Origin of the sequence: uncultured Nisaea sp. (assembly GCF_963974195.1) — a bacterium.
Taxonomy (GTDB): Bacteria; Pseudomonadota; Alphaproteobacteria; order Thalassobaculales; family Thalassobaculaceae; genus Nisaea.
The window spans coordinates 40,499-53,376 of the sequence record NZ_CAXBDC010000004.1 but is presented as its reverse complement, the minus strand read 5'-3'; the positions used below and the strand labels follow the sequence as shown (position 1 = coordinate 53,376).

General features: G+C 61.1%; 14 protein-coding genes. 11 read left to right on the top strand and 3 right to left on the bottom strand.

Annotation, left to right across the window (positions count from 1 at the left end; translation table 11 throughout):
* Window positions 1-49: 49 nt before the first annotated feature.
* From AAC126_RS01960 to AAC126_RS01945, 4 genes are read left to right on the top strand one after another with little or no spacing between them, the layout of a single operon-like run.
* Window positions 50-976 carry a branched-chain amino acid ABC transporter permease gene (locus AAC126_RS01960; protein ID WP_339849435.1) on the top strand — a complete coding sequence of 309 codons (927 nt, stop codon included), beginning with the start codon at window positions 50-52 and terminating at the stop codon, window positions 974-976.
* Window positions 973-1,917: a branched-chain amino acid ABC transporter permease gene (locus AAC126_RS01955; RefSeq protein WP_339849432.1), complete on the top strand. Its 945-nt coding sequence runs from the start codon at window positions 973-975 to the stop codon at window positions 1,915-1,917. Before AAC126_RS01960 ends, AAC126_RS01955 begins: the two co-directional genes overlap by 4 nt.
* Window positions 1,914-2,612 (top strand): ABC transporter ATP-binding protein, encoded by a 699-nt coding sequence (locus AAC126_RS01950; RefSeq protein WP_339849488.1) that lies wholly within the window; start codon window positions 1,914-1,916, stop codon window positions 2,610-2,612. Before AAC126_RS01955 ends, AAC126_RS01950 begins: the two co-directional genes overlap by 4 nt.
* Window positions 2,606-3,301 carry an ABC transporter ATP-binding protein gene (locus AAC126_RS01945; RefSeq protein WP_339849430.1) on the top strand — a complete coding sequence of 232 codons (696 nt, stop codon included), beginning with the start codon at window positions 2,606-2,608 and terminating at the stop codon, window positions 3,299-3,301. The genes AAC126_RS01950 and AAC126_RS01945 overlap by 7 nt, the downstream gene beginning before the upstream one ends.
* Window positions 3,302-3,315: 14 nt before the next feature.
* On the opposite strand, the gene AAC126_RS01940 is transcribed toward AAC126_RS01945, so the two are convergent.
* On the bottom strand, window positions 3,316-3,729 hold the full coding sequence (locus tag AAC126_RS01940; protein ID WP_339849428.1) for a MarR family transcriptional regulator: 414 nt from the start codon (window positions 3,727-3,729) through the stop codon (window positions 3,316-3,318).
* Window positions 3,730-3,815: 86 nt separating this feature from the next.
* Here AAC126_RS01940 and AAC126_RS01935 point away from each other — a divergent pair, with 86 nt between their 5' ends.
* The 6 genes from AAC126_RS01935 to AAC126_RS01910 all read left to right on the top strand — a co-directional run bounded on the left by AAC126_RS01935 (window position 3,816) and on the right by AAC126_RS01910 (window position 11,160).
* Window positions 3,816-4,673, top strand: a complete 858-nt coding sequence (locus tag AAC126_RS01935; protein WP_339849426.1) for a xanthine dehydrogenase family protein subunit M — start codon at window positions 3,816-3,818, stop codon at window positions 4,671-4,673.
* The gene (locus AAC126_RS01930) at window positions 4,670-7,405 is read left to right on the top strand and encodes a molybdopterin cofactor-binding domain-containing protein (RefSeq protein ID WP_339849424.1); all 2,736 of its coding nucleotides are present in this window, start codon (window positions 4,670-4,672) and stop codon (window positions 7,403-7,405) included. The genes AAC126_RS01935 and AAC126_RS01930 overlap by 4 nt, the downstream gene beginning before the upstream one ends.
* A complete protein-coding gene (locus AAC126_RS01925) occupies window positions 7,402-8,835 on the top strand; it encodes a 6-hydroxynicotinate reductase (RefSeq protein ID WP_339849422.1) in 1,434 nt (477 codons plus the stop codon). The genes AAC126_RS01930 and AAC126_RS01925 overlap by 4 nt, the downstream gene beginning before the upstream one ends.
* A complete protein-coding gene (locus AAC126_RS01920; protein WP_339849420.1) occupies window positions 8,832-9,677 on the top strand; it encodes a UPF0280 family protein in 846 nt (281 codons plus the stop codon). Before AAC126_RS01925 ends, AAC126_RS01920 begins: the two co-directional genes overlap by 4 nt.
* A complete protein-coding gene (locus AAC126_RS01915) occupies window positions 9,670-10,251 on the top strand; it encodes an amino acid synthesis family protein (RefSeq protein WP_339849417.1) in 582 nt (193 codons plus the stop codon). The genes AAC126_RS01920 and AAC126_RS01915 overlap by 8 nt, the downstream gene beginning before the upstream one ends.
* A gap of 78 nt (window positions 10,252-10,329) precedes the next feature.
* Entirely contained in the window at window positions 10,330-11,160 is an 831-nt protein-coding gene (locus tag AAC126_RS01910; protein WP_339849415.1) for a ferredoxin--NADP reductase, read from the top strand.
* A gap of 32 nt (window positions 11,161-11,192) precedes the next feature.
* Here the strand turns inward: AAC126_RS01910 and AAC126_RS01905 are convergent, their stop codons facing one another.
* Entirely contained in the window at window positions 11,193-11,444 is a 252-nt protein-coding gene (locus AAC126_RS01905) for a hypothetical protein (RefSeq protein WP_339849413.1), read from the bottom strand.
* A 42-nt stretch (window positions 11,445-11,486) separates the two neighbouring features.
* Between AAC126_RS01905 and AAC126_RS01900 the strand changes: the two genes are divergently transcribed.
* A complete protein-coding gene (locus AAC126_RS01900; protein ID WP_339849411.1) occupies window positions 11,487-12,116 on the top strand; it encodes a hypothetical protein in 630 nt (209 codons plus the stop codon).
* 64 nt (window positions 12,117-12,180) lie between these two features.
* Here AAC126_RS01900 and AAC126_RS01895 read toward each other — a convergent pair whose 3' ends face one another.
* Window positions 12,181-12,828, bottom strand: a complete 648-nt coding sequence (locus tag AAC126_RS01895) for a glutathione S-transferase family protein (RefSeq protein WP_339849408.1) — start codon at window positions 12,826-12,828, stop codon at window positions 12,181-12,183.
* Window positions 12,829-12,878: the final 50 nt, after the last annotated feature.

The following is a 12,878-nucleotide window of genomic DNA, read 5'->3' as shown; positions in this document are numbered from 1 at the left end:
TTAGGAGCGCCGGAGCCCACTGGGCTCCGGTTTGCTATTCCAGAGAAAAATGGATTTTGGTCCTCACCTTCTGCTCGCCTCGCTAGAGGGCGCTGTCGGCGCCGCCGTGCTCGCATTGACTGCGCTCGGCCTCTCGCTGGTGTTCGGCGTCATGCGGGTCGTCAATGTCGCGCATGGCGAATTCTTCATGCTGGGCGCCGTGGCGACGTGGTTCGTGGCCTCGATTATCCCGGGGCACCCCGCCATCGCTTTTCTGGCCGCCCTGGTCATAGCTCCGCTGTTTGCCGCCGCGCTGGCCATTGCCGCGGATCATCTGGTCCTGAAGCATGTCGATTACGATCCGGAAGCGACGATCGTCGCGACCATCGGCATTCTCTACATTCTCCAGCAAGCAGTGCTGATGACATACGGACCGGAAGCGCGCCCGGTGGAGCCGCCCTTCAACAGCCGCATCGCCCTGCCCTGGTTCGAATTCGGCGAAACCGGTCTGCAACTTTATTACCCATGGGGCTTCGGCACGACGAGCTACAAGCTGTTCGTCATCGGTGCCGCCATGTTCATTCTTGTCGGCTTCTGGCTGCTGTTTTCCCGCACGCGCCTAGGACTGGTGTTGCGTGCGACCCAGCTTGACCGGGAAACCGCACAGGCCTTCGGCATCTCGGTTCAGCGGGTCTATTCTCTTGTTTTCGGCCTCGGCGCAGGCCTCGCCGCCCTGGCGGCGGTTCTGATCGTACCGATCCAGCAGGCACACTATCTGATGGGCGGCGATCCGCTCCTGCTGAGCTTTATTGTCGTCATCATCGGCGGGCTCGGCTCGATCCGCGGCACTGTCGTCGCCGCGATCATCATTGGCATGTCCGACGGCATCATCTCGGTGTTTTTCAGCCCGACGCTCGCCAAGATCATCGCCACCATGCTGGTCGCGCTGATCCTGGTCTTCCGTCCGCAAGGCCTTTACGGGAAGAAACCGTCATGAGCACCATCAAACGCGAGACCGCGCTTCATGTCGGCCTGATCGGCGTGCTTTTCTGCCTCTGCTTTCTGCTCCCCGCCTATCATCAGGGGAATCTGGCGCGGATCATGGTGCTGGCCACTTATGCGGTCGGCTACAATGTGCTTTTCGGCTACACGGGATTGCTCAGCCTCGGACACGCGATGTTTTTCGCTGCGGGCATGTATGGGCTGGGCCTCGCCATGCAATATGGCGGCGTCCCCGCACTCCCGGCTTTCTTTGTGGGGATCCTGGCGGCGGCGGTGCTGGCGGCGCTGGTTGCGGTGCTCGCGCTCAGAACGATCGGCGTGGCTTTCATGATCGTCACCCTGATGTTCGCGCAGGCAGCGTTTTTGACGATCCTTCATTTCGGTGAATGGACACGCGGTGACGAAGGATTTGTGCTGCCCCAGGCAACCCGGCAGATAGCCGGACTGGACCTGACCGACCCCGTGACGCGCTATCTCGCGGCGCTGCTGCTCTTTTCAACGGTTTTACTTATCACCGCCCGGATCATGCAGGTCTCTTTCGGTCATGTCCTGGTCGCTGTACGCGAAAACGAAGAGCGGACGCAGATGCTCGGATATAACGTCTTCAGGCATAAATTCGCGGCTGTGGTGATTTCGGGATCGATCGCGGGAGCGGCGGGTGCCGGTTACGCCCTGCTCTTCGGTTATGTGGGCGCGACCTTCGCATCTGTTCACTATTCCATCTTTCCGCTGCTCTGGGTCTTGCTGGGCGGTGCGGGGACGACCATCGGTCCGCTGATCGGCGCGGCCTTCATGTTCTACCTGATCGATTATTCCAGCAGTCTGACCAGCGCCTACATGATCATTGCCGGTCTGGTGCTTGTCCTCCTGACCCTGTTTGCCCGGGCCGGGATAGTGGGGGAAATCCGGAGGCGCTGGGTGCCGTGGCTGCCATGATGTTGCTGCAGACAAAAGCCCTGAGCCGCCGATATGGCGGATTGACCGCCGTAGACCGGGTCGATTTCTCACTCCCGGAAGGACAGGTGCACGCCTTGATCGGCCCGAACGGCGCCGGAAAGAGCACGTTCGTCGGCATGGTCGCCGGACGGATCAAAGCCAGTGACGGCGAAGTCTGGTTCGACGGCAAAGACGTTACCCCTCTGCCTGCGCATGCACGCATCCGGCGCGGCATGGCCTACACATTTCAGATCACGGCGATCTATGCCCGCCTCAGTCTGTTCGACAATGTTGCGCTGGCGCTCGGATCACGCGAGGAAGCTGACGTTTTGGCAGTGCTTGACCGGGTTGGCCTCCGGGACCGGGCGGATCAGATCGCTGGCACCCTTTCCTACGGCCATCAGCGCCTTCTCGAAATCGCCATGGGCGTCGCCCAGAACCCGCGCCTGCTCATTCTTGACGAGCCGACCCAGGGTCTCGCCGAAAGCGAGATCGCCGGTTTCAAGGAGTTGATCGGCCGGCTGCGGGCAGAGACGACGATCCTGCTGATCGAACATAATATGGATGTCGTCATGTCACTCGCCGATGCCATCACCGTGCTCGAGACCGGCCGTGTTCTGGCCTCCGGTACACCCGAGGAAGTCCGCGCCGATGCACGCGTCCAGCACGCCTACCTGGGGACGGCTCCATGTTGAAGCTCGACAGGGTCAGTGCGGGATACGGTCCCGTTCAGGTGCTTCACGAGGTCAGTTTCGAAGCGGTTCCGGGTGAAGTGCTCTGCCTGCTCGGCCGTAACGGCGCGGGAAAGACCACGACCCTGAAAGCAATCATGGGGCTGGTGAAACCGTCCGGTGGCAAGGTGCTTCTCGACGGACAGGACATAAGCGCCCTGCCGGCAGAAGAAGCGCCCAAGCGGGGCATTGGATATATTCCGCAAGGACGGCGCCTGTTCTCGGAACTCACGGTCGCCGAGAATATCGAAATCGGCCTGATGGCCCGCGACAAGGGAACGGAAACCCGCGAGCGGGTCCTGGAGATGTTTCCCCGTCTCCGCGAACGTCTCGATCAGCGTGCCGAGACCCTCTCCGGCGGAGAGCAGCAGATGCTGGCGACGGCCCGCGCGCTCTGCCTGGAGCCATCGGTTCTCATGCTGGACGAGCCGACCGAAGGATTACAGCCGTCAATGATCGATATCATCAGGGAGACGATCGTCGAGATGCGGGCACAAGGCGTCGCGGTCATCCTGGTTGAACAACGGATCGAAGCGGTTCTGTCTCTGGCGGATCGCGTTGCGTTTCTTGAGAACGGGCACGGACGTGAAATCGTTCCGGTGGCTGATCTCAAGTCCGATCAGACGCTCTTGCACAAATATGTCGGTGTTTAACCCGGCTCTGTCGTTCAGACGAGTTTCGCCAGGATGGCTTCCAGTGTTTCGGTTTCCTCGGCCGTAAGCGGCTCGAGCGTTTCTTCCCTGGCCCGGAGAGCCTGAACATGCGCAGCCTCGAAAGCCGCCTGCCCTTCCTCGGTCAACTCCACGATACGGAGTCGCTGATCATTCTGGTCCGGGCGCAATGTCAGCAGATTCTTGGCCATCAAACGCTCGACGACCCCTTTGATCGTGGCCGAGTCCATCGCCGTCATGCGTCCCAGTTTGTTCTGGGACAGAGGGCCAAGCTCATAGAGTCGGGCAAGGGTGGCGAACTGTGTCGGCGTCATACCGTCAACATGCCGGCTGAAGATCGCGACATGGCGTTGATTGGCCCGCCGGAGGTTGAAACCGACCTGATTTGAAAGCCGGTACGTATCGGCCATGTTGCTGCTTTTTCCCATCCGCTTCTATTGACAGGTTGACGGGGTTGCCGCAACATCCACTTGTATACAAACAAGTTTGTGTGTTCATGATGCCAGCCACGATGACCTATCTGCGACCTGATATGTTGGCGTCTGCCCTGGATGCACTGGCATCGAGGCCGCTTACCGTGGCAGCGGGTTGTACTGACCTTTACCCGTCGACCGAACGCAAGTCCCTTCCCTACGACGTGCTGGACATTACCGGAATCGAAAGCCTCTCCGGTATCCGCCGGGATCAGGAAGGCTTGACGATCGGTGGGACGACAACCTGGGCCGAGATCGCTGAAGCGGATCTGCCGCCTGCCCTGCATGCCTTGCAACTGGCCGCGCGGGAGGTTGGATCGAGACAGATCCAGAACCGGGGAACAATTGCCGGCAACCTCTGCAACGCCTCACCCGCGGCGGACGGTGTGCCGCCTCTTCTGGTGCTCGATGCAGAGGTCGAGCTGAGTGCATCAAGCGGTGTGCGCACTCTGCCTCTTGCGGACTATCTGACCGGCCCGCGCAAAACACAGCGGCGACCGGACGAAATCCTGACTGCGGTGAAGATCCCGGCCAAGGCTCTTGCCGGAAGCAGTCATTTTCTGAAACTGGGTGCCCGCACATATCTTGTGATCTCGATTTCCATGGTTGCGGCACGTGTCGTGATCGAAGACGGCATCGTGACCGAAGCGGCTCTGTCCGTCGGCGCCTGCGGGCCCGTCGCACAACGGCTGGATGCTGCGGAACGCGCTCTTGTCAGTCATCCGCTGAACCCGGACGCGGTATCTGACCAGCTCGTCGCTGATGCCCTGAGCCCCATCGACGATATCCGCGCGGATGCTGATTACAGAAACACAAGCGCTGCCGAGTTGCTTCGCCGCACGTTGCGCGCACTACAGGCCGGTCCGGGAGACATGGGATGAATGTGCATTCAAGCCGAATGATGCTGACTGTCGCCGGTGAACAGCATGCCATCCTGTCCGAGCCGGGACGCCGGCTGTCCGAGGTGCTTCGGGATGACCTCGGCCTGAAGAGCGTGAAGATCGGTTGCGATGCCGGTGATTGCGGCGCCTGCACCGTGCTGATCGATGGCAGGCAGCATTGCGCATGCCTTACCCCCGTTGCCCAGGTTGCCGGACGGCGGGTCGAGACGGTGGAAACCGCCGATCCGGCTCTGATGGGGCGGCTGCAAAAGGCGTTTCTGGCACACGGTGCTGCGCAATGCGGCATTTGCACACCGGGCGTTCTGATGGCCTCCATGGAGTTGTTGCAGAACAACCAAAAACCCGACATTGCCGAAATCGAGGACACGCTCGCCGGTGTGCTGTGCCGCTGTACTGGCTACAGAAAGATCATATCCGCCATTATGGCAGTCGGATCGCCGATAGAAGAGACAGTCGCCCCTGTTGCCGGGAAAGCAGTTGGCCACCCGGTGCCGAGACTGGACGGTGTCCGGAAGGTCGACGGCACGGAAATCTTTGGCGCCGACTATGCACCCGAAGGATCTCTTGCGGTTCGGGCCATCCGCTCTCCGTACCACCATGCCCGTTTTGAACTCGGCGACATCGTGCAATGGCAGATAGGCCATCCCGGTATCTCTGCCGTGGTGACAGCGGCGGACATTGAGGGGGAGAACCGGTTCGGCGTTATCCCGCCACTCGCAGATCAACCGGCCATCGCCGAAGAAGTCACGCGCTATCGTGGCGAGCCTGTGGCCCTGATCGTCGGCGACCCGGAACTGGTCGAAGCGATGGATCTCGAAAATTTCCCGGTCACATGGACCGCCCTGCCCCATAGCCTAACGCAAGCCGAGGGCGGAATGGCTGGTGCCCCCCAATTGCATGAGACCCGATCAGAGAACACGCTGATTCGGGGCCGCGTCGCCAGTGGAGATCCGGACCAAGCCATGCAATCGGCGGCGCATGTCGCGTCCGGGAGCTTCGAAACCTCCTATGTCGAGCACGCCTATATCGAACCGGAAGCGGGTGCCGCCTGGCTTGATGGCGATACATTGGTGATTCAGGCCTGTACGCAAGCGCCGGTGATGGACCGGGACGATACTGCAAAGGTTCTGGGCCTGCCGGTGGAACGGGTCAGGATCATTCCGTCGGCTGCCGGTGGCGGGTTCGGCTCGAAGCTCGACATCACGGTCCAGCCGCTCCTTGGGCTGGCCGTTCTGAAGACGGGACGGCCCTGCCGCATGGTCTTCAGCCGGTCCGAATCCATGCGGGCCAGCACGAAGCGCCATCCCGGTACGCTGGATGCATCGATTGGTGCCGACGAGAACGGCCGGATTACGTCCATGGTCCTGCATGGCGATTTCAATACCGGCGCCTATGCCAGCTGGGGGCCAACCGTGGCGACCCGCGTCCCCGTGCATGCCTCCGGCCCCTACCTCACCCCGAACTATCGGGCAACCAGCCGGGCCATCCATACCAACGGGCCGACTGCGGGCGCTTTCCGGGGCTTTGGCGTGCCGCAGGCGGCGATCTGCCAGGAAGTGCTGTACGATGATCTTGCCGGGAAATGCGGCATTGATCGACTGGAATTCCGGCGCCTGAACGCGCTACGGGATGGCGATGCGACGCCGTCCGGCCAGGTGCTGCAAGCCGTCGGGATCGAGGAATGCCTGGACGCGCTCAAACCTCATTGGGACAGGGCACTCGCCGAAGCCGCCGCACATAATGAAACGTCACCGGTGCTGAAACGCGGCATCGGCGTCGCTTCCTGCTGGTACGGATGCGGCAACACGGCTTTGCCGAACCCCTCGACGATCCGCATCGGCATCACGGCCGGGGGCACGCTCAAACTGCACCAGGGCGCAACCGATATCGGTCAGGGCTCAAACACCGTGATCACACAAATCGCGGCGGACGCGCTGGGCGTCCCGCTCAGCTTGTTCGAGCTGATCGGTCCCGACACGGCTCTGACGCCGGATTGCGGCAAGACCTCGGCCTCCCGCCAGACCTATATTTCCGGCAAGGCGGCGGAGCGCTCGGGCGTGGCTCTGCGCGACACTATCCTGCGCCTCACCAATTTGCCGGAAACCGCGCGCATCGAACTCGGCACCGGCAGCATCATCGTCAGCCACGGCGACGAACGGCGCGAGATCGATCTGAAGGCGCTTCCGGTGAACCCGGACGGCTATGTCCTGATGGCGGAAGAGACATACGATCCGCCAACGACCGCGCTGGACGAGGACGGTCAGGGCACGCCTTACGCCGTCTATGGCTACGGCGCGCAAATGGCCGAAGTCGAAGTCGACTTGCTACTCGGCAGGACCAGGGTCATTCGCATCACCGCCGCACATGATCTTGGACGGGTCATCAATCCGCTGCTTGCCGAGGGTCAGGTCGAAGGCGGGATTGCGCAGGGGCTTGGGCTTGCCCTGATGGAAGAGTTCATCCCGGGCCGCACGGAGAACCTGCATGACTATCTGATCCCGACGATCGGAGACATGCCGGAAGTGCAGTCGATCTTCATCGAGAAACACGATCCGGAAGGGCCGATGGGTGCCAAAGGGCTTGGCGAGCATGTGTTGATCCCGACCGCCCCCGCGATCCTGAATGCAATCAGGCACGCATCCGGTGCCCGGATCACAAAGGTCCCCGCCCTGCCCCATCGTGTGCTCGCGGCGATAAAGGCCGCGCAATGAGCCGCCCCGAAAAAATCCGCTGCGATGCCTGTCCGGTGATGTGTTTCATCGCCGAGGGCCGGGCTGGAGCCTGTGACCGTTATGCCAACGAGAATGGCAAGATCATTCGCTGCGATCCGCTGACGATCCTGGACAAACGTCTGGCCAAAGGCGACGAGATCAAGCCGTTTCTTGCCGCCGAATGGGACGGGCAGACCGTATCGGGCGACACGGTGGTTGTCTCTGCCGTCGGTGCTGGCACGACCTATCCGGACTTCAAACCCGCTCCCTTCATCGTCAGCCGGGAGATCGACGGTGCGGATTTCGTCACCGTCGTCACCGAAGCCATTTTCTCCTATTGCGGCGTCAAGGTGAAGATAGACACCGACCGCCACCTTGGTCACGAAGCGGCGATCGTCCGGGCGGAAGGCGAGCCGGTCGGTCATGTCATGACCTCGGAATACGGCTCGCAGATGCTGTCGCTCGGCGGCGTCGACCACCTGACCGGAGGCAGCAAGGCCGAAGGCCGCAAGACCTGTGCCGCGCTTCTGAGCCTGTGCAACAAGGAGCCGGTCGAGCTGACCGTGGATGGCGGCTCGACGGTGATCGTACAGGCCGGAAAGCCCCCTATCGTCGACGGTACACCCGAAGAGCGGATGCGGGTCGGTTGCGGCTCCGCCGCCATCGGCATGTTCGCCTCGCAATGGAAGGGCCTCGTGGACGATGTGGTGGTAGTGGACGATCACATTACCGGCGTTGTCTCGGAGCATCAGGCCGGAAAGGTCATCGACTGGCCGGATACGGGCATCAGCATTCTCGGCCATCGCTCGACGCCGGGCCGCTATTTCCGCGTCGCAGAACCCGGTCTTGGCTGGGGCGGCACCAATATCGAGGACCCGCTGAGCATTCTCGGCCCCTGGAAGGAAAAGAAAGGCGCCCGGCCCGGTCTGTCCGTCCTCATGGTCTCCACCACAGGTGAGCATTCCGGCTATTACGTACTCGACGAGGATTTACAGCCGGTCGAACAACAGATGCCTGAGGAGCTGAGACGGTCCGTCGACCTGATTGCGGAGAATTGCGAGCCAGCTCTCTGTACCGTTCTGTTCATGGGAGGCGCGGGCGGCTCGCTCCGCTCGGGTGTTACCCGAAACCCCATCAATCTCACCCGGTCGGTGCAGGGCCGTAAGACGCAGGTCACGGTCGGCGGTGCCCCGGTCTATGTCTGGCCGGGTGGCGGCATCACCATTATGGCCGACGTCATGCAGACACCTGACGGCGCGTTCGGCTCCGTTCCGACTCCGGCGCTGGTCGCGCCTCTCGAGTTTACCGTCAGCCGCGCGGAATACCGGCAGCTCGGCGGGCATGACGATGCCGTCCGCTCTCTGGAAGACGTTCTTGCCCTGGGCGGAGAATATGGCTCCGACAGCCGCATCCTCGGAACCGGCGGATGAGTGCCGCGCCGCAAGCGGCCATGCTGCCGGACGGACAGCGGTTGCATCTGCATCATGGGCCGATCGACCTGATTATCCAGGCTTGGGGGCCTGAGCGCGCGGCCTGTTACGAGCAGGCGGCTGCCCGCTTTCAAACCATTCTGACAGGACTGGTATCGGAATTGCCGGCCTTGCGCTCACCGGTATCGCGCACGTCGGTTTTCAATGACCCGGTCGCGCGACGGATGAAAGCCGCAGTCGCCGGATATAAGGGCGTTTTTATCACGCCAATGGCAGCCGTTGCCGGGGCGGTTGCGGATGAAATCCTGTCGGCGATGATCGCCGGGCGTGATGTTCCGAAAGCCTATGTGAACAATGGCGGCGATATCGCTTTTCATCTCTCGGGAGGCGAAAGCACTGTTGCCGCCGCACCGGGAGGCGCCATCCATATCCGCGCTGCCGATCCGGTGCGCGGTATAGCCACTTCCGGCTGGCGTGGCCGCAGTCACTCCCTCGGGATCGCGGATGCGGTCACGGTCGCGGCCCGGTCGGCCGCCGCCGCCGATGCCGCTGCGACTTTGATCGCAAACGCTGTCGATCTGCCCGGCCACCCCGCAATCGAACGGGTGCCGGCACGGGACATCGCACCGGACAGCGACCTCGGAGACCGGGAGATCACTGTCTCCGTTGGCGCCCTAACCCATGCCGAGATAACCACGGCTCTTCAGAACGGCGAAGCGTTGGCCCGGCACCTCGTCTCGGAAGGAAAGATCACCCAGGCGTCATTGATGCTCAGTGGTGATGTCGTGGTCATAACTGCCGAAACAGAAACCGCTATCCAGGGAACGCTCGCCCATGCCTGATTTTTCCGTCCGCAAGATGCAGATGATCATCGAGGAAGTCCGGCATGATGGCGGCCCGCCCCCTGAAACGCCGCGGCAGCTTGGTGCCATCCTGGCCTGCGTTCACAATCCGTTTGCCGGCCGGTATGAGGCCGATCTCCAGCCTGCGATGGAGGACTTGAAGCCTCTCGGTCTGGAGATGAGTGAGCGCCTGATCGCGGCACTCGGCGGCGCGGACCAGATAGACGGTTATGGCAAGGCGATGCTGGTCGGCGAGAACGGGGAGCTCGAGCACGGGGCTCTCTGGCATGTTCCAGGCGGATATGCGATGCGCCAGCTGCTTGGTGAGTCGAACGCGATCGTGCCATCCAACATGAAGCGGGGCGGAGTCGGCTCGAGCCTGGATATACCGCTCGGCCATATCAATGCGGCTTATGTACGGAGCCATTTCGATGGTTTCGAAGTCCGCCTGCCGGACGGACCGCGCGCGGATGAAATGATCCTGGCGCTGGCCATGTCATGCGGTGGCCGGGTGCACAGTCGTATGGGCGGGCTGGAAGCCTGGGACGTGAAAGGCGAAGACGGCCTCAGATAGGCCTGACTTATATATTGCTTGTATACAAGCAATATTGTTCGCGGCAAGATACCGACAGGATTTCGATGGAGATGAGTCATGTCGGACGCGATGCAGGAAACAGGCGGTAACGAAACAGGCACGCAGGACTTTCCAGTCCCGGCAGGCGTCTATGCCGAGCCGGTCCTTTCCGTAAAGCATTATACGGACCGCCTGTTCTCATTCCGGATAGCCCGCCCTGCCGCCTTCCGGTTCCGGTCCGGGGAATTCGTCATGATCGGCCTTCCGAACGCGGAGAAGCCGGTCTTCCGGGCCTATTCCATCGCATCGCCATCCTGGGACGAAGAGCTGGAATTTTATTCCATCAAGGTTCCGGACGGGCCGCTGACGGAACACCTGCAAAAGATCAAGCCCGGCGACACAGTGCTCCTGCGGAAGAAGTCCGTCGGGACCCTCGTCAACGATGCCCTGATCCCGGGCAAGCGGCTTTGGCTATTCTCGACGGGAACGGGCATCGCGCCGTTCGCAAGCGTTATCCGGGATCCGGAAACCTACGATAAATTCGAACAGGTCATCCTGTGCCACACCTGCCGCGAAGTGGGTGAGCTGACCTATGGCCACGAGCTCGTCGAGGCGACCAAATCCGATCCGTTGATCGGAGAAGAAGCGTCGGTAAAACTCATGCATTACGCCACCACGACACGGCAAGAGAGCTCGCATATGGGACGGATCACCGATCTTATTCAGAGCGGTAAACTGTTCACCGACCTCGACCTCCCGCCGCTCGATCCCAAGGTGGATCGCGGGATGATCTGCGGCTCCATGGATTTCCTGAAAGATACCAAACGGATCCTGGAAGAAGCTGGCCTCACCGAGGGTGCGAACTCCAATCCCGGTGAATTCGTCGTAGAGCGCGCTTTCGTCGATTGAGCGATATCAGATGTAACAGCGCTTTACCGGGCTCAGTCCTTCATGACGATTTTCGCCGCCGGTGCGCGGCCTGCTGAATCGACAAGGGTCTTGAAGGTTGTCCTTGTGTCCGATTTCTCGAAGCTTTTGGAAAACCGGATCATCCCGTCCGATGTTCGCAGCAACACATGATGTTGCCGGCATAGTGCAGCGAGGTCACCGAGGAAAGCTGCTGCTTCGTCTTTCGTAAGAAGCAGTTTCTGGTGATCTTTCTGTAACTCGCCGATCAAATTCGGGTCTATCATCGGGTTCCGGTTCCTCGGTCGCGGTCAATACTGGATCTCTGTGTGGGCAGAATAGCACTTGAGGATGCTCTGAAGAAACCTGGTCGGGTGATCACCTGGCATGCGGGCGAGCACAACAGATCGCACAAGAGCTCACAGCGCGAAGATTACATTACGGTCGTCCCCAAGGAACTCGCAGGCATGCTGCATGCCATTGGCTCGACGACCACGCTTTATGAGTTCCTGGAAGTTTTTATCGAAGATCTGCTTTACGAGCGCTTTGCCACTCCGGATTCAGCCGGGCTGGGTTCGGCTGACATGTCCGGCGCGGGCGACGAACCTGTTCTGGAGTTACGCGGATATTTCGATCGCTGGATGGAATTTTATGTCCGCGAAGTGATCCCGCCCCTGCCCGATCCGTCAGGACCGGAAGGCGCGGCGGGCTTCGTTACCGCCATGCAGCGGCAGCAGCCCCGCTGGCTTATTCTGGCAAACCAGAATGCGCGTGACGAGGCACGGTGTATGGAAGGGTTTGAAACCCTGCTCGATGTCGCCGGGACGGTATCGAATCGTTTCGATTTGCGCCTGGATCTGGAGATGGCCCGAAACGGCTTCAGGAGCATGTTGCGCAGGCGGGCTGAATCCGATGGAAAGCCGGCTGACTGGAGCCTGCTCGATCTTGGAAAATTATGACCAATGGCGTTAAGGCTTCCTCTTATCCTGCTGCTGAAGCTTATTAATTTCCCGGCGGCCATGTTTAAAAACTGGTACGGCCTTTCAGATCCTGAAACGGCAGCATGACATGCTCTCTGTAAGCCGGGCGCTCCTGCAAGCGTTCGTACCAGGCCTCGACATGCGGTACCGCGGGCCATTCCAGGTCCATGCCGAAGAGCCGGTAAAGATTGGTTCCGGCCGGAATATCCGCCAGACCGAATTGCCGCCCGCCAAGAAATTCACGGCCTTCCAGGGCATCGTCCAGACGCTTTAGGTGTTGGCCTGTAAGCTTTTGTTTTTCGCGGATAGTTGGCCAGTCCCTCTGTGCTTCCGGCGCGCGGAAGTAGCCCCAGAATATCCCGGTCAGAAATGCTGGCTGAAGGCTGGTCTGGGACCAGTCCATCCACCTGTCGGCTTGTGATCTGGCCGCGGGATCGTCCGGCCAGAACGCGGCATCGCCAAAGACGGCGGCGAGGTAGCGCAGAATGGCGTGGGATTCCCAGACAACTGTTCCGTCATGGTCTATCACGGGAACCCTGCCGTTCGGATTCATGGCGAGAAAGGCGGGATCATCCAGTCCACCCGCCGCGCCGCCCAGTTCCGTGTGCTCATGCGGCAGATCAAGCTCGCCGATCAGCCACATGACTTTCTGCACGTTGAAGGCACTGCGCCGTCCCCAGACTTTCAGCATTCACCTGCTCCCACGATCCCTGCTCAGGCCAGCATAGTACGGCCTGTTGG